This is a genomic window from Aureimonas sp. Leaf454 (assembly GCF_001424685.1).
Taxonomy (GTDB): Bacteria; Pseudomonadota; Alphaproteobacteria; order Rhizobiales; family Rhizobiaceae; genus Plantimonas.
This window is the reverse complement of the sequence record NZ_LMQT01000009.1, coordinates 1-17,472: the sequence shown is the minus strand read 5'-3', so window position 1 is coordinate 17,472 and position 17,472 is coordinate 1. Positions and strand designations below refer to the sequence as shown.

12 protein-coding genes are annotated in these 17,472 nt (G+C 65.2%); 11 read left to right on the top strand and 1 reads right to left on the bottom strand.

Annotated elements, in window-relative coordinates:
- Positions 1-462: 462 nt before the first annotated feature.
- The 11 genes from ASG43_RS08185 to ASG43_RS08135 all read left to right on the top strand — a co-directional run bounded on the left by ASG43_RS08185 (position 463) and on the right by ASG43_RS08135 (position 16,387).
- Complete coding sequence (locus ASG43_RS08185; protein ID WP_244488028.1) at positions 463-2,223, top strand: type I secretion system permease/ATPase; 1,761 nt, start codon at positions 463-465, stop codon at positions 2,221-2,223.
- Positions 2,224-2,305: 82 nt separating this feature from the next.
- The gene (locus ASG43_RS08180; RefSeq protein WP_056502955.1) at positions 2,306-3,715 is read left to right on the top strand and encodes an HlyD family type I secretion periplasmic adaptor subunit; all 1,410 of its coding nucleotides are present in this window, start codon (positions 2,306-2,308) and stop codon (positions 3,713-3,715) included.
- A 27-nt stretch (positions 3,716-3,742) separates the two neighbouring features.
- Positions 3,743-3,997: a hypothetical protein gene (locus ASG43_RS08175; RefSeq protein ID WP_156386588.1), complete on the top strand. Its 255-nt coding sequence runs from the start codon at positions 3,743-3,745 to the stop codon at positions 3,995-3,997.
- Positions 3,998-4,175: 178 nt separating this feature from the next.
- Entirely contained in the window at positions 4,176-4,484 is a 309-nt protein-coding gene (locus tag ASG43_RS08170; protein WP_056502950.1) for a helix-turn-helix transcriptional regulator, read from the top strand.
- Positions 4,485-4,604: 120 nt separating this feature from the next.
- Entirely contained in the window at positions 4,605-6,680 is a 2,076-nt protein-coding gene (locus tag ASG43_RS08165; protein ID WP_156386587.1) for a hypothetical protein, read from the top strand.
- Between the two features lie 160 nt (positions 6,681-6,840).
- Entirely contained in the window at positions 6,841-8,391 is a 1,551-nt protein-coding gene (locus ASG43_RS08160) for a methyltransferase regulatory domain-containing protein (protein WP_056502944.1), read from the top strand.
- Between the two features lie 358 nt (positions 8,392-8,749).
- Positions 8,750-9,733 carry a helix-turn-helix domain-containing protein gene (locus tag ASG43_RS08155; protein ID WP_056502941.1) on the top strand — a complete coding sequence of 328 codons (984 nt, stop codon included), beginning with the start codon at positions 8,750-8,752 and terminating at the stop codon, positions 9,731-9,733.
- Positions 9,734-10,267: 534 nt separating this feature from the next.
- Complete coding sequence (locus ASG43_RS08150; RefSeq protein WP_056502939.1) at positions 10,268-13,198, top strand: hypothetical protein; 2,931 nt, start codon at positions 10,268-10,270, stop codon at positions 13,196-13,198.
- Between the two features lie 536 nt (positions 13,199-13,734).
- Positions 13,735-14,253, top strand: coding sequence for a hypothetical protein (locus tag ASG43_RS08145; RefSeq protein ID WP_056502935.1), 519 nt, complete (start codon positions 13,735-13,737; stop codon positions 14,251-14,253).
- 163 nt (positions 14,254-14,416) lie between these two features.
- On the top strand, positions 14,417-15,256 hold the full coding sequence (locus tag ASG43_RS08140; RefSeq protein ID WP_056502932.1) for a SapC family protein: 840 nt from the start codon (positions 14,417-14,419) through the stop codon (positions 15,254-15,256).
- A gap of 126 nt (positions 15,257-15,382) precedes the next feature.
- On the top strand, positions 15,383-16,387 hold the full coding sequence (locus ASG43_RS08135; RefSeq protein ID WP_056502930.1) for a matrixin family metalloprotease: 1,005 nt from the start codon (positions 15,383-15,385) through the stop codon (positions 16,385-16,387).
- A gap of 92 nt (positions 16,388-16,479) precedes the next feature.
- Here ASG43_RS08135 and ASG43_RS08130 read toward each other — a convergent pair.
- Positions 16,480-17,472, bottom strand: a 993-nt coding sequence (locus ASG43_RS08130) for a tetratricopeptide repeat protein (protein ID WP_210168271.1), incomplete at its 5' end; no start/stop codon positions are given.

Here is a 17,472-nt window from a genome sequence, read left to right as displayed (position 1 = left end):
AGATGTCGAAGCACCGTGCGGTGCCGAGACTTGAGGTTCTGCCCGGTTCCTCTTGGTAGGCGACCGGAAATGTTTCCTGGAAAGGAGGCCATCGTCTTTTTTAAGACAGAATTTAAGGGGCAGGCACGGCGACGACGTCGGAAATCCCTTGGCTGCCATGCGTCGTCGGCCTGATCGGAGCCGAGACCGGCCCGGGTATCCCCGGCGGCTCACTTCCTGACGGAGGCCTTCTTGTGGTAAGCGCCTTAACCAACGTCGTTCGCGTTGCAGACCCATCGGGTGCGAAACGCGAAAGAGGAAAGCGATGAGATCATGATCCCTTTGGGATTCACACGGCGTGAACGGCAGCTCAGACCTCTGAAACCTGTGGACATGCCGTCGGCACCGCAGCTTCTCGCCCGATAGCGTTCCACACGTCTCGAAGCAAAAGCCTTCCGTTTCAATCGGGGCAGGGAATCCATTATGGCATCCGATACGCTGAAGCAGCCGATGCTGCGAAGAGCCTTCGCCGTCTGCAAAAGCAATTTTCTTTTCGTCGTTCTTTTCAGCTTCTTCATCAACCTCCTGCTGTTCGTCAGCCCCCTCTACATGATCCAGGTCTACGACCGGGTCCTCGCCAGCCGGAACGAAGTCACGCTCGTCATGGTGACGATCCTGGCCGTGGCTCTCCTGGTCGTCTACGCGGCCCTGGAATCCATCCGCTCGCGCATCCTCGTCAGAACCGGCGCACGTTTCGACAAGTTCATCGGCCAGACGGTCTTCAAGACCTCGTTCCGCGGCCATCTGCGCTCGCCCGGCGGCGGCTATTCGCAGCCGATCCGGGATCTCGATACGGTGCGCGAGTTCCTGACCGGCGGCGGCATCATCACCTTCTGCGACGCGCCCTGGATGCCGATCTTCCTGACCGTCTGCTACATGATCCATTTCTGGATCGGGGTCGTGGCGACGATCGGCGCGATCACGATCTTCGCCCTCGCGCTCGCCAACGAGCTGATGACGCGCCGGCACCTGAAGGACGCTTCCGCGGCCTCGATCGGCGCGAACCAATATGTCTCGACGACGCTGCGCAATGCCGAGATCATCCATGCGCTCGGCATGATGGGCTCCATCAGCCATCGCTGGGAGCAGCTCCACGACCGGGCGCTCGGTCTCCAGGCCAAGGCCAGCGACCGCGCGGGATCGATCCTCGCCGTCTCGAAGTTCGTGCGCACGGTGCTGCAGATCGCGATCCTCGGCGTCGGCGCCTATCTCGTTCTGGAATCGGAGGTCACCGGCGGTGCCATGATCGCCTCCTCGATCATGATGGGCCGCGCGCTGGCACCGGTCGAAGGCGCCGTCGCCCAGTGGAAGGGCTTCGTCGCGACCCGGGGCGCCTATGACCGGTTGTCCAAGCTCTTCCAGGACAACGCGTCCGAGCCCGAGCGCATGCCGCTTCCCGCGCCGACGGGCGCAATCAGCCTCGAACAGCTGATCGTCGCCCCTCCCGGCTCGCGCGTCGCCACGCTGAAGAGCGTCAACATGCAGATCCAGCCGGGCGAGGTGATCGGCGTCATCGGTCCCTCCGGCGCCGGCAAATCGACCTTCGCCCGGGCCCTGACCGGCGTGTGGCCCCCCCTGTCGGGGCATGTTCGCCTCGACGGCGCCGATATCGACAACTGGCATTCCGAGCTGCTCGGCCCGCATATGGGATACCTGCCGCAGGACGTGGAGCTCTTCTCCGGCACGATCGCGGAGAACATCTCGCGCTTTGCGACGGTCGACCCCGACGAGGTCGTGAAGGCCGCGCAGAAGGCGGGCGTCCACGAGATGATCCTGCAATTGCCGGAAGGCTTCAACACCAAGATCGGCGAGGGTGGCCGCTCCCTGTCCGGCGGCCAGCGCCAGCGGATCGGGCTGGCGCGCGCGCTCTACGGCGACCCGAAGATCATCATCCTCGACGAGCCCAATTCCAGCCTGGACAGCCATGGCGAGGCCGCCCTCGCCCAGGCTCTCAGGACGGCCAAGAGCGAGGGACGCACCATTCTCGTCATCAGCCACCGCGCGTCCCTCCTCAATGAGGTCGACAAGCTCGCCGTCTTCACGGGCGGAACGCTGACGATGTACGGCCCGACCCGCGAGGTGATGGAGCGCCTCAATCCCCGCGCGACCGCGACGCCGGCGACCGCCGTGCCCGCGCCGCAGCCCATGGGCCAGGTCACGCACATGTCGCGGGCGAGCAGCTGACGCGGCACGCGACCGGTCCGGTTCGTTCCGGATCGTCATCCCGGGCCCCTCTGCACGGCGCGACGAAGGAAAGGCAGACATTATGAGCGATGAAGCCATCGGCACCCCTGCGCCCCGGACGCAGATCGCCAAGCTCATGCCCAACGCGCTGAAGAGCAAGGCGCAGCTGGACGAGATCCGCGAACTCCAGGAGCCCGACGTCACCCGCGCGCCGGTGTCGGCACGCGGCTCGATCGTGACGGGCCTCGTCATCGTCCTCGTCACCTTCTTCGGCGCCGGCGTCTGGGCGGCGACCGCGCCGCTGGCGAGCGCGGTCGCCGCCCCCGGCACGGTGATCTTCGCGGGCAAGCGCCGGGCCATCCAGCATCTGGAGGGCGGCATCATCGCCAAGCTTCACGTCCGGGAGGGTCAGGAGGTGCAGGTCGGCGACGTGCTCATCACGCTCGACGAGACGCAGGCGCGCGCCACCGTCAATCGGCTGCGCACCCAGCTCGACACCCAGCTCGCGCTCGAAGCCCGCCTCAGCGGCGAGCAGAGCGGCGCCGAGGCGGTCGAGTTTCCGCCCGAACTTCTCGATCGCGCAACGGATACCAAGGTCGAGGAGATCCTGGCCGGTCAGCGCCAGGAATTCGACGAGCGGCAGAAGACGCTGGTCGGCACGGTCGATCTTCTCAACCAGAAGATCACCCAGCTCAAGCAGACGATCGACGGATTGGGCGCGCAGAAGAGATCGAAGGAACAGCAGGTCACGTTGATCCGAGAGGAGCTCGACTCGCTGGAAAGCCTGCTTCGCAAGGGCCTGACGAACAAGTCGCGCGTCCTCGAGCTCCAGCGCGGCTCCGCGCAGCTCGGCGGCGAGATCGGCGAGATCAGCGCGCAGATCGGGCGCTCGCAGCAGCAGATCTCCGAAGCGGAGATGCAGATCATTCAGACGCGCCAGCAGTTCCGCGAGGACGTCGTGGCCCAGCTGCGCAACGCGGAGTCGCGCGCGGCCGATCTGCGCCAGCAGCTTCTCGTCGCCGACGACATCTCCAAGCGGCTCGACATCCTCGCGCCGCAGAGCGGGACCGTGCAGAACCTCGTCGTCAGCACCATCGGCGGCGTCATCGCGCCGGGCGAGATCCTGATGGAGATCGCGCCGAAGGACGGCGATTTCCTGGTCGAGGCGCAGGTCTCGCCGCTCGACATCGACAGCGTCACGCTCGGCCAGCCGGCGGAGGTGCGCTTTTCCGCGCTCGACCTGCGCACGACGCCGGTCGTGATGGGCAAGGTGATCTCGCGTTCGGGCGACCGGATCGAGCAGAACAACCGCGCGCCGTATTTCCGTGTCCAGGTCGAGACGCCGCCCGAGGAAATGGCCAAGCTTCAGGGGCGTCCGCTCCAGGCGGGCATGCCGGCTGAGGTGCTGATCCAGACGCAGGAACGCACCTTGATGAACTACCTGACCAAGCCGCTCACCGACCAGATCATGCGGGGCATGAACGAGCAGTAACCAGGCTTGGCGACCATGGAGACGACGATGAGCAACACGACCGAATTCAAGCTGCCGCCGGAGAACACGGAACGGGTGATGGACCTGACGAAGAACGTCTTCGTTCCCGCCCTGCAGAAGGCTGTCGAGGAGGCCCGCGCCAAGGCGCCCTTCACCGAAGTGATCAGCGCGGCATCGACGGCCTATGCCGACCTTCTCGACATGACTCTCGGACGCGAGGCGGCGGTCCAGACGCTGAAAAGCCTTGCTCTCCATCTGGATAAGCGAGTTCCGCGCAACTGAGCACGTTTGAGATAAAGTGCTTGCTGTACTTTTTTCGACGCACCCAGCGGGAACCGCTTGTGATCTCTGGAAAATAGATCGGCTTTCCCGTACATTGCGGTCTGGCGATGGTGTGGTGCCGAAGGTTCGGTTTCACATCGCCGCCGGCTCACGGAATGAGCGGGCAAAGGGTCGAGTAATGGCGACGCAGACAGTCCTGGCTGACGATATGGTGCGCCTGCGCCTGCGCAAGGAAGGCGGCGCATGGCTTCGGCAGCGTCGCGAAGCCGCGGGTCTGTCGCAGCGCGAACTCGCCGAGCGCGTCGAGGTCGGGTACTACACGTTCGTCTCCCAGATCGAGGCCGGTCGCGGCCGCATCCCTTCGGAGCGCTACAGCATCTGGGCCAGCGCACTGGACATGGACGCGCGGGACTTCGTGCGCCGGATCATGGCCTATTACGAGCCCACGACCTATGAAATCCTCTTCGGCGATCCGTCGAAGACATAACCGTTCGTTCCCTTGCGCATCGCGCGAGGCACAGCCATTGATATGCTCGGCTCGGGACGCCTTCTGCGCTTGCGCAGTCGTGGGTTATGACGAGGCGGGTGGCAAAAGCGGGTCGGTATCGTGACAGCAGCAATCCTCTCGTTCGGTCGTCGCAATTCCCAATCGATACCCCTGCCCTCGAAGATGCCCTGGCAGAACCAGGATCTCGCCGAGCTCTACCGGGTGCGCGACCGTCTCTGCGCCGCGGGTCTCGATGTCGAGGTCGAAGGTGGCGTCACGGACGAGGGCGATCCCTGGTTCGTCTACCAGCAGGCTGGAACGGACAATGTCGTCGTTCACATCGCCCGCATCGATGACGAGATCCACGTCATCAACTGCGTCACCGGCCATGCCTATGTCGGCAAGAGCTTTCGAGACGTCTCGGACCGGATGCTGGAAGATGCCCCGCTGGCGCTCGGCAACCGGCTTCATCGCTCGTCGAACGTCGTCCTTCACCCCAGCGCCTTCCTGACCGCTTTCGTGGCGGCGGCGATCATGCTGGTGGACCTGATCCAGCATGGCCGGGCGGAGGCCGCCGAGGGCGGCGACGCACCGGTGCATGCGCATGGCATCGGGCACGACGCGTCGATCCACGGCATGGACGGCGCCGGGCCTCATGGACCTGGGGCACCGGAGCCGGCGGGCGAGCCGAGCGAGGCCGCGCAGGGCGAGGGCGACGGCACGGCTCATCGTCGGCTCGGCAAGGAAGGTCCTGTCTCGCAAGCCTCCGGCGCTCCCAGCACTGCGGTTCAGCTGAACGCATCCGTTGCGTCCGCCGGCAGCGGACATGGCGGCTATGTGGTGGACCTGCCGGGCAGCGGGGCAAGCTTCGCCCTGACGGCGGGCATGTTTGCCGCAGAGCTCCTGCGCGTCTTCGCCAACGAAGAGGCCGGGGGACAAGGCGGCACCGGCTTCGGCAGCGAGGTTTCCGCCCTCTTCACCGCCTTCGTTTCGGGCGAGGCTCCGCAGATCCGGGAGACGCAGGCCTCCGCGGGCGGTGATGCCTCGGATTTCGCGCTCGCGACCGGCACGTCCGATGTCGGCGGAAGCGATCCCGCACTGACCGCGCGCATCGACGCTCCGAGCCTCACGGGCGAGGAACTTGCGCATGCGTTCAGCGTGAAGGCCGCGGCCGAGGTCACGCCGGAGGTGATGGTCTTCGCGACGACCGAACTGCACAGGTCCGCCGTCCTGCCGGACAAGAGCCTGCCGGCACCCGCGACGTCGGCTCCCATGTCTTCGCCCGCCGCGCCCGCGAGCTCCAGCGGCGAAGTCGCATCCGCCTCGTCCGCCGCGGTCGCATCCCACGGCACCGACACCGCCGCGCAGAGCGCTTCCGCGACGGCGCCTGCGCCGACGAGTTCCGCGACGGCCTCGGCTCCGGCTTCGACGACGGCACCGATCTCCACAACGCCCGCATCCCCCGCCTCGGCCACAATGGCGCCGACGGTTGCGACGTCCGCCAAGGAAACGGCGGCCGACGGCATCGATCTCGGCTGGGTGGTCTCCCAACTCGTCAAGAAGAGCACGCTCGCGATCGACACGACCCTGAAGCTCGGCGCGGCCGTAGCCGATGCCGCGGCGAAGACCTCTATCACCCCCAGCACCAAGACCGACGCCACCAAAACCGACGTCACGAAGATCGACGTCACGGACAGCACCGTCGGAACCGCTGGCAAGACCACCGTGGCGGCCTCCACCGACCTGGGCGACACGAAGATCGGAACGGGGGAGAAGGCAGGCCTTCCGGACAAGCCCGGCATCGGGATCTCGCTGGAAATCGGCGCGGCCAAGGACCCCGTGAAAGACGCGGCCAAGGATCTCGACTCGATTCCGAAGCCCGTCGCGCCGGCGAGCGTGGCGGCATCCGCGGACCTCCATGTCGATGCCGACGGTCATCTCGGCAAGCTCGTCGCGGGACGGATCGATACGATCCACTATACGCTCGGCTCGAAACTCACGATCGAAGGCTTCGTATTCGGCGAGGATATCCTGTCCTTCGGGGAGGGTGCGGGCGACCGCCTTTCGTCCAAGGCTTCGCAGGACGGCAACGACCTCCTGCTCGGCGATGCCGACACGGGCCTGGTGCGGCTCGTCGGCGTTCTCATCGATCCCCTCGTCGTGACGCATCACAGCGCAGCGTCCGCGACGACCTGAAAGCGCAAGGGCGGGCGATCCGGGACAGGCAGGGTGTCCCTGACGGACGCCGTGCGGCTTTCCTTTGCCATTGCCGCTCCCACGCCCAGTTGATAGGTCGCAAGACATATCGAGCCGTCGATCCGGCGATGGCCGCGCTCTTCGACGAAACGGGAGTCCCATGGTCGCGAACGAGAACTGGACGGCGGGCTATGTCGCCGACATCGGCTACACCCATGGCTTCTATCGCGAGTTGACGCCGCAGCTCTTGTCCTTCGTGGCGCTCGGCGCGTCCATGGCCCCGTTCGACGGCAAGGCTCCCTTCCGGTTCTGCGAGCTCGGTTGCGGACAGGGCTTTTCCATGAATCTCCTCGCCGCGGCCAACCCGCAGGGGCAGTTCTTCGCCACCGACTTCAACCCGTCCCAGATCGCAGGCGCTCGGGCGCTCGCGGCCGAGGCGGGGCTCTCCAACATCCAGTTCTTCGACACGCCCTTCGCGGCGTTCGCCGATGAGCCGGCACTGCCCGAGAGCTTCGACGTCATCGCGCTCCACGGCATCTATTCCTGGATCAGCGCGGAGAACCGTGCCGCCATCGTCGACTTCATCGCTCGGAAGCTGAAGGTCGGCGGGCTCGTCTACATCTCCTACAACGCTTTGCCCGGATGGTCCGCGGGCATGCCGCTGCGCCGGCTCTTCGTCGACCGGGCGAGCGTCGCCAGCGGGCCGCTCGGCGCCCGGATCGAGGGCGCGCTCGGCTTCGTGGATCGGCTGAAGGAAGCAGGCGCCGCCTATTTCCGGGCCAATCCCGGGCAGTCCGAGCGGTTCGACCGCATCAAGGGCCAGAACCGCAACTATCTCGCGCACGAATATTTCAACCGCGACTGGACCCCCTTTTACCACGCCGACGTCGCAGCCGATCTCTCCAGCGCCAAGCTCGGCTTCCTCGGCTCGGCCGCGCTGCTCGAAAGCGTCGACGCGGTGAACCTCACGCCGGCGCAGGGCGCGATCCTGTCCGAGATCGGCGATGCCTCGCAGCGCGAGACGGTCAAGGACTACATGATCAACCAGCAGTTCCGGAGGGACGTCTTCGTCAAGGGACCGCTGGCGCTGCCCCAGCGCCAGCTTCGCGAAGCGTGGCTGGACCAGCGCTTCGCCCTGTCCGTGCCGCGCGGCGACGTGCCCCTCACCGTCAAGGGCGCGCTCGGCGAGGCGAGCCTCCAGGCCGACGTCTACGGGCCGATCCTCGACGGTTTCGCGAGCGGGCCGAAGACACTGCGCGCGCTCGTTTCGGACAAGGCCGTGGATGCGCTCGGTTGGGCGAAGCTGACGCAGGCGCTGACCGTTCTCGTCGGCGCTGGCCATCTCCAGCCCTGCCTTCCCCCCAAGGACGAGGCCAAGCGCGCCAAGGCGACGCGCGCCTTCAACGCGGCGGTCTGCGCGCGGGCCGAGGACGGGGCCGATCTCGGTTTCCTCGCCTCGCCCGTCACCGGCGGCGGCATCGCGGTGGACCGCTTTTCCCAACTCTTCCTTCTCGCCCTTTCCGCCGACCGGAAAGGTCCGAAGGACTGGGCCGCCTTCGCCTGGGACGTGCTGCGTGCCCAGAACCAGGCCATCGTCAAGGACGGCAAGCCCCTCGCCACGCCCGAGGAAAACCTCGCGGAGCTGAACCAGCGCGCGGAGAGCTTCGCCGAGAAGATCCTGCCCGTGCTGAAGAGCCTCCAGGTCGCCTGATCGGAGAGCGTCGGGCCGCCGGTTCTTTCCTGGAGATGGCGGGAGTCCGTCCGCGGCGCTCTCGATCCCCGTGACCGCTCGACGGACCCTCGTCCGCCCGCCTGTTTCGCGGTCCGCCTCGATATGGCGGGGGCATCGTCATGCCGCGGGCATCCACTATAAGAATAGAGTTAATCCTCATCTATATTATCGTTTTATTTCTATATTCTCGATAGTCAAGAGATAGGAATCCACGACTGCAGCATGAGCGTCCAGCTCATAAGTACAAACCCGTCGCATACAGAAACTGCTCTATGAAATACAACCTTTGGATGCCTCTACGGCAGGCGATTGGTGACATCATACGGCAGACGACGATATGGAATCGGCTCACTTCAGCTTCGACAGCCTGAAGCTGCACGCGGGCGAAGCGTTCGGATCCTATCGGGACCTCCATTCCGCCGGGTGCGACGTGGAGACGATCGGACCGGCGTTTCGCGCCCGGTTCCAGGGGCACGCGCTTCCGCAGGTCGCGATGCTCGAGCGGCACCTGAACGATGTCGCGCATGAGCGGACGTCCGAGCGCGTGCATCGCGACGGGTTCGAACATTTCACGATCCTCGCCAATCGCGAAGGCGAGTTGGCGTTCCGCACGCCGTTCGGTTCCGGAACCGTGCGCCCGGGCGAGATCGTGCTCTTCGACACGCGCCATCCCCAGCGCATCGAGGCGAGAGGCGCCCATATCCTCACCTTTTCCGTCGCCCGCGAGCTGGTGGAGGCGGCGCGTCCGCTGGGACATGGCCTGCATGGGCTGGTTCTCTCCTCGGGCTCGGCGGCGCTGCTCGGCGATACGATGGGGAGCATGGTCCAGCATGCCGGGGCGATCGGCGCGGCGCAGGGCGAGCGGCAGGTGCGCATCTTCCGCGAGCTGCTGGCGCTCGCCCTCGATGCCGAGCCCTTCGCCGCCCAGGCGTCGAACGACGCGCTCCTGCGCGCGCAGCTGGTGATCGAGGCGGGGCTCGCCCTGCCGGACCTGACGCCGGAGCTGATCGCCCAGCAGGCGGGAGTCTCGCGCAGCCGGCTCTACGAGCTGTTCAAGCCGCAGGGCGGAGTCGCCCGCTATCTCCAGCAGCGGCGTCTCCTCCTGTTCCGCCGGTTGCTGCGGCACGAGGACCAGGCCCACCGGACGATCGCGGAGATCTCGCACATGGCGGGCCTGCGCGACGAGAGCCACGCCATCCGCGCCTTCCGCGAGACGTTCGGCCTGCCGCCGGGCCAGTTCCGGCGCCGGCTCATGGCGGCGCCGGCTTCGACGCCCGCGCCCGGCTCTCCCTTCGCCGATTGGGTCCAGGCACTGAGCTGAGGCCACCGGCCCATTCCACCCTGGAGAGAAGGCCCCCACCTTGGAGAGAAGGCCCCGGGGCCCGCTTCGGCCTTCCAATGTCGCACTTCGACAACAGCCCTCCGGCGAAGATGGCGCGAACCCTGCGTCGGACGCTCCGCATATAAAGCCGGACGCAGCGCCATAGGACACCCCTGCACAATGGTATAGCGATTGCTTTACGGCTGCGGACTGCCGATCGGCAGTCTGATCGGGGAATCATCGAGCAAATATCAAGAGATCATTGAAGGTTTGCAGCTTCATCGAGAAGCATGTCTGACGATCGAAGTCTGGTTCCGTCGGAGACATTTCTTCGGTCCCTGGGAATCGTCTGTTCATGATGGACGATACCGGGCCAAAGACCTTTCGCCGGGCATGACCCGCGCGGGACAGGCGACCCCCTTGTGACGGTTTGGCGGCGCGGCTGCGCGAAACCGTGACATGGCGGCCGAGAATTCGCGAAGCCAACGAGGACGGCGGGTGCCGTCCTTGGTTGAAGCCCATGGAGATTTCCCGATGTCGAACCTCGCGTTCAACGAAACCTTCTACCTCACGACCTATCCGGACGTCCTCAGCGCCGTTCTACGCGGCCAGATCACGGCCCTGGAGCACTTCAACCGCTTCGGCTGGCAGGAGCAGCGCAACCCCAACCAGTATTTCAACACGACGGAATATCTCCTGCGCTATGCGGATGTTCGCAATGCCCGCATCAACCCGCTCGACCACTTCCTGGCCAACGGCGCCAAAGAAGGCCGCCTGCCCAATTCCAACATCGACGGCACGGTCGACGTCAACAACGACAACATCGCCAACGATTTCAACGCCAAGGCCTATACCGATCTCTACACGGACGTCGGAGCCGCGGTCACGGCAGGCCAGATGACGGCCTACCAGCACTATGTCCTCTTCGGCCAGTTCGAGGGCCGCACCGGCTTCGTCACGGGCGCCGGCGGCGTCGTGACGCCGATCACCGGCCCGTTCATCAATGGCGGCACGAGCGGCGGCACACCGTCGACGGGTTCGACCTTCGCGCTCACGATCGGTGCGGACGCGATAAAGGGCACTTCGGGCAACGACACCATCAACGGTGGAATTCTCAATTCCTTCAGTGCCTTCGATGTCATCGGTGCGGGTGCAGGCGTCGACACCATGACGGTGCTGACGGATAAAACCACCGCTCCCAATGGCCTAAGCGTGACAGGGCTGGAAACTCTGAACGTCAACACGAGTGGTGCGGGCTACGCCATCAACACCACCGGCTACACCGGTCTCACCGCGCTGAATGTGACGGGTGCTACGGCAGGTCAAGTTACTCTGACAACCGCCGCGACAACGGATATTACGCTGTCCGCGACGGGCGCCAGCGATGTCGACATCGTCGGCGGCGGCGAATCCCTTTCTGTGACGACGGGGGCCGGCTCTATTCAAGTGGGCGCGACCGCCGTCGCGAACGCTTACACGAGCGCGGTCTTCGTCGGTGGCACGACGATCGAAATTCATGACAATGCCACGACGGCTCAGAACGACGGCACCAAGCTGAAGTCCGTGTCGATCGACGGCAATACGGGTAGCGTCGATATTTCTGGCGGCGGCGTCACGTCGATCACCGCCGCCAATCTGGTCACAGCCGGCGTGTCGATCACAAATGTCGACCTGGACAAAGCTCACACGCTCGATCTGATCCTGAATCGCGTCGACGACTCGGCCGATGGCGCAGCCACGGGCGGCACCATCACCTTCGTGGACGGCGAAGCCACGTCCGTTGCTGTCTCGTCCACCGGCGGCGCGTCTTGGGACGTCACGCTGAATGCCGCGAAGGCGACGACCGTCACCATCGCAGCGGACGAGAACCTACAGCTCGATGCCTTGACCGCAGGCTTGGCGACCAAGGTCGCGATTTCCGGTGATTCCGCTGTCGTTATCGCCGCGCACACCTTGGACGCCGCCGCAGCCATCACCAGCACGAGCACCGGCGCTGTCACCGTCACGGGCGCGCTTCTGGCAGGCCAGTCCTACACGGGCGGTACCGGCGTCGACACCATCACTCTGTCGGCCACAGGCACGAAGGCCGTCGCAACAGGCGCAGGCAACGATGCGATCACCTATGCCGGCGCATTGGGAGCCGGCGGCTCCCTCGACGGCGGCGAGGGCATCGACACCCTGACGATGACGGCGGCCCAGGCCGTGACGGCCACGGGCTCCGCGACCTTCGCGGGCACGGTGTCCAACCTCGAGGTTCTGCGTTTCTCGGCAGCCACCGGTGCTGCGGCTGCCATCAACATGGCCAATGCCGATGGCATCAACAGCCTGTCCATCGCCGGTGCCACCGTCGGCGCCTTGGCGGTGACCAATGCGGCAGCCAACTTCACGCTGACCCAGCGCGCCTTGACGTCATCTGCCTCGAGCGTTTCCTTGGCATCCGATGTCGGCACGTCCGACAACGTCAATCTCGTTTATTCGGCAGCTGACGGCTTCACCAGCAGCGCCGCATTCACCATTGCCAATGTCGAGCGTCTGACCATCACCACGACGGACGCCGACACCACGGCGCAGACCGCTGTGATCGTGACTCCCTTGACCGCTACGTCTGCTTCGGCTGTGACGGTTGCCGGCAATATGGGGATCAGCTTCATCGGTGGCCTGACCCACACCACTCTGACGTCGCTGGATGCTTCCGGCCTGACCGCTGCCGGTGCTTTCGGCGGTCTGACCTGGACGGCCGGTGCGCTGGCCGCTTCGTCGGACATCAAGGGCTCGGCCGCGGGCACCAACACCGTGATCTTCTCGGCCGCCAACACAGCCGGTACTTTCGTGACCTACACGGGCGGTACCGGTGCCGACGTCATCACGGGCTCCAACGGGCTGAACAATGTCGTCAGCCTCGGTGACGGAGCCAACAGCTTCACAAGCACCGGCGCCGGCAACAACACCATCACGGGTGGTGCGGGTGTGGACACCATTACCGTCGGCACCGGCAGCAACGCCATCGTTGCAGGCGCTGGAAATGACGTCGTCCGTATCGGCGCAGCGGCTGGACTGAATACAGTCAATGTGGGTACAGGTACGGACACCGTCATTCTCGACGGCATCCAGACGGCTTCGGGTTACTACACCTCCGTGACCGGAATGACGGCGGGCGACGTCGTCAACCTGTCTGCAGTCATTGGCACAGCTGCAGCTGTTTCCGCACAGACCACTATGGGAGCCAAGGTCACCTTGGGAGGTGCATCCAATTTTGCGAACTACCTTGATGCGACAACTGCTGGCGATGGCAACACCGCTAACACAATCATCAAGTGGTTCCAATTTGGCGGCAACACCTACATCGTTGAAGACACATCTGCAGCAGCGACGTTCCAGAATGGTGCGGACACAGTGATCGAACTCGTTGGAACCTTTGATCTGTCGACCTCCACGATCGCCGGTGGTGTCATCACTCTGGTCTGATGCTGATCTAATATCTTAATCAGACTCCTCAAGTCCGCTTAAGTCACAAAGCTTCATGGCTCCCGCAATTTCTATTGCGGGAGCCATGATTGTGAATGTCAACGGCCGAAGACACTGATGTGTCCGACCTTGTAAGGCATTGCGAATGCCTCACATGCACCAGAGTCTTGAGATAGTCGCAAAGGAAATATCAAAAGATATTGCCATTTCTCTAGCATTTCATCGGATTCTAGAGTGCTGTTTGGTTATGCGGGGGCAGGAAGAAATGCTCTGAACTTGCGTCTGCGCTTTCTGACATCGATTTTGTTTTTTAGGGCAATGCTGCAAAGAGTATTCAGCATTTGCGGCAGCGGAGACGGCATCACTCCTTCTGTTTGAATTGGATGAATCGATTCAAACATCCCTTATTCAAATTGCCTCCCGCACGAGCCCTGAACCGGAAGCCCTTGATTCCAAGGCGTCCCTGGCGCATCCGTAACGAATGCGCAGGGAGCGCCGCGTTAGACTTCGCGCCGCCGCCGTTTCGAAAGAGCCCGATGATCCGACGCCTCGCCTTCATTCTCGCCGCGACCGCGCTCCTCTCGGGCTGTTCGACCCTGAGCGGACCGGAGGATCTCTTCGGATATGCCAACCCACAGCCGGGCGTTCTCGCGAGCGCGCCGGGGCTCGTCGCCGTGGAGCCGCTGCCGCCAGCGCCGGAGGCCGCGCGGACCGGAGGCGCCCTGCCGCTGCCGCCCGCCGCTCCCTCGGGCGCAGCATCCCCCGCCCCGCGGGGCGCGACTCTGGTGAGCGCGCCGGCCTCCGCTCCGCTCGTCCGGGGCCCGCGTGCGGCAGGCTCCGCCCTGGCCGCCGAGACCGATGTGGAGGATGGCGAGCGGGACCGGATGATCGCGGCCGCCCTGGCGCCCGCCTCCGGCCATCAGAGCCTCGGCGAACTCGATCGCAATGACGACGGCACCCTGGTCCTGCCCGTTGGGCGCAGCCTCGAAATTATCGACATCGCCCCCATCCGCCAGTCCATGACGTCGGCCGACGATCGTTCCGGCGGGCTCTGACCGGTCTTCCCAGAATCCGGGGTTAAAATCCGGGCCAGAGTCCGGCCCGGAGCTCTGACCCGACGTCTTGGCCCGGAGCCTCGGTCCCGAATGGGAATCCTGATCGGCGGCGGGATCGAAGGTTTCCGTTCCCGCCCGTCCTGAAGAGAGCGAGCACTCCGCGATGAGCACCACCACCGCGATCCATCCCCTGTCGCGCGAGCGCCACAAGGGCATGGGCTGGCAGCGCTTCACCCATTACGGCTTCGCCCGCCCGGTCGCGCTCGCCTCGCTCGCCGCCCCGGAGGTGACCAAGGCCGCGCTCCACCTGCCGCTTGCCTTCTATCCCGAGAACGGCGCCTGGAAGCTCGGGGCAGTGCTCGGCCTCGAACCCGGGCAGAATCTCTTCGTCGCCCCCGACGGGCGCTGGCTCGGCGGCTATACGCCGGCGACGCTGCGCTCCTACCCGTTCCGCATCGGGCGCCCCGCCGGCACGGAGGAGGCCGTTCTCTGCATCGACGAGGCGAGCGGGCTTCTCGTCGAGGGCGGCGGCGAGCCGTTCTTCACGGACGGCGGCGAAATCGGCGCCTCGCTCGCCGGCATCTGGTCCTTCCTGCTCGAAGTCGCCAAGGGCGAGGCGCAGCTCTCCGCGGCCTCGGCGCTCATCGCCGAAGCGGGCCTCATCGAGCCCTGGCCGATCGCATTGAAGGACGGCGAGGCGACGCGCAATGTCGAGGGGCTTCACCGCATCGGCGAGGAGAAGCTCGGCGCGCTGGACGACGCGGCCTTTTCGCGCCTGCGCCGCAGCGGCGTCCTCGCCCTCGTCTATGCGCAGATGCTCTCCACCGGCCATTTCACGAAGCTCGGCGAGCTCGCCGAAGCCCATGCCCGCGCCGCCCGCGACGAGGCCGAGCGCCGCCGCAGCGCCGAGGTCGCCGCCGCGACCGCGCCCGCCGAGCCGGCCTTCGGCGGCGGCTTCGCCTTCGGCCAGAGCCTCGACGTCGACTGGTCGAAGATCGGCTGACGCCTCGCCTTCGCCATCAAGTCGAGGCATTGGCGTCGCCGGCCCTTAACCTTTGATCCCGTAGGGTCTTTCGGAAAGGTCCGGGCCGTCCGGCAGAACGGCTTCGACGGCGACGAGGTGGAAGCGATGGCCACATCCCCCTATACGGGCTCCCACTGGGGCACCGGCGGCACGCCGCGCGTGACTTGGAGCTTTGCGACCCTGCCGGGCGAGCTCATCGCCTTCGCATCCTCGATCGCCGACCCAGCCTATCAGAGCGCGGTCCGCAAGGCCTTCGCCACCTGGGAGAGCGTCGCCGACATCGATTTCGTCGAAGCCGCCGACAGTCTCGCCAACGGCATCCGGCTCGGCTGGTCCTATATCGATCAGGCCGGCGCGACGCTCGCCACCGCCAACTGGCGCTATGTGGGCACGGAGATCACCGAGGCCGAGATCCGCTTCGATCTCCACGACCGCTGGCAACCCCAATCGGGTGGTGGCGGCACCGCCAATTTCTTCGCCACCGCCGTCCATGAGATCGGCCACGCGATCGGCCTCGCCCATGTCGAGGAACGCTCCTCGATCATGTACGCCTACCAGACCAATGTCGCGGCCCTTTCGGCCGACGACATCGCCCATGTCCGGGAGATCTACGGCGCCGCCCATCCGGCGGTCACGTCAAGCGTCGCGGCAAGCGCGCCAAGCGACGTCTTCCGCTTCTACAACACCGAGACCAAGCTTCATTTCTATACGAACTCGGCGATCGAGCGGGATCAGATCCTCGCCTCGCCGTCGAAGCTGCTCTTCGAAGGAACCGCCTTCAAGGTGCCGGGCGAAGGCGCCAAGGACGCTGCCTTGAGCGTCTTCCGCTTCTTCGACAGCTCGACCAACACCCATTTCTACACCGCCAGCACCGCAGAGCGCGACAAGGTGCAGGCCGAGGCATCTCCTTGGAAATACGAGGGTGCGGCCTTCAAGGCCTATGCCGATGCCGGCGCCGGCGCCGGCGGCGAGCATCTTGCCGTTCATCGCTTCCTGCAGACGACGACGGGAACCCACTTCTACACGACCAGCACCACCGAGAAGGCGACGATCGAAAGCACCCTGTCGCTCTTCCGCTACGAGGGAGTCGCCTATTTCGTCGATGCTTGAGCGGATCGCACTCATTACAATCCCGGATCAGCCGTCCTGGCGGTATCTTCCACGACCACGCCCGCTTCATCACCACTTCGAAGCACCCACGCTCAACGCAGGAAGGGCGCGATGAATTTCGTCGTCTGACTGCTTAAGGGACCATAGGCACACCGCAAGGCCGCACCGGTCTGACGGCAGAGGGATGCGAGGGCGCGGCTCGTGCCCGCGCCCAAGAGGCCGTTCGCCGAGCCCTTGTAGAGGCCCTTCTCCGCCAGCTTCGTCTGGAGCACGTAGACATAGGCGTTGGGGTTGGCCGCGCGCATGTCGTTGATCGTCTGCACCCATTGCGCATCGGGTATACCGGCCAGCCCACGGGCCACCTCGGCATAGGCGGTCGTGCTTCCCGCGGTGCTGACATCCAGCAGGAGTTCCTGTCGTTTGCGCTCCGCCGGGGCGATGACATGTCCATAGTTCGAGAACGCCCTGCGGGCGAGCTTTGCGCTGCGGGGAACGGCAGAGCCCCGCCCGTCGCGGTAATAGGAGATGAGCGTCGTGGCAGCCTGGGCATTGCCATCCCTAGCCGCCTGACGGAGGAGATCGACAGCGCGAGCGGGATCGCGCTTGGTGCCGGCGCCCGACAGATAGAGATTGGCCAGCGACGGGATCGCGGTGGTCTCGCCCCCCTTGGCGGCCTCGTCGACCAAATGAAAGCCACGGCTCCGGTTGGAACGACCGCCGTAGCGACCATAAGCGAAATTCTCTCCGAGCAGCACGCGCGCCCGCACCATGCCTGCAGCTGCGGCCTTTTCGTAATTCTCGATCGAGCGGGCAGTGTTGCGCTTTACCCGAGTGCCATCGCGGTACATCTCGGCGATGCGCAAGAAGGCCATGGCCTCACCCCGTTCGCCGGCCTGATCATAATAGCCGAGAGCCTTTGCGCCGTCCGCAGCAAGAGCGGTACCGTCGCGATAGAGATCGCCGAGCCGGATCAACGCGAAGGTGTTGATTTCCACTGAGAGCTGACCCAGGATTTCCATCAAGAACTGACCCGGCTTTGACGATGTTGGGCTGGTCAGGCCTTGGTCAAGTTCCGAGTTTTCTCC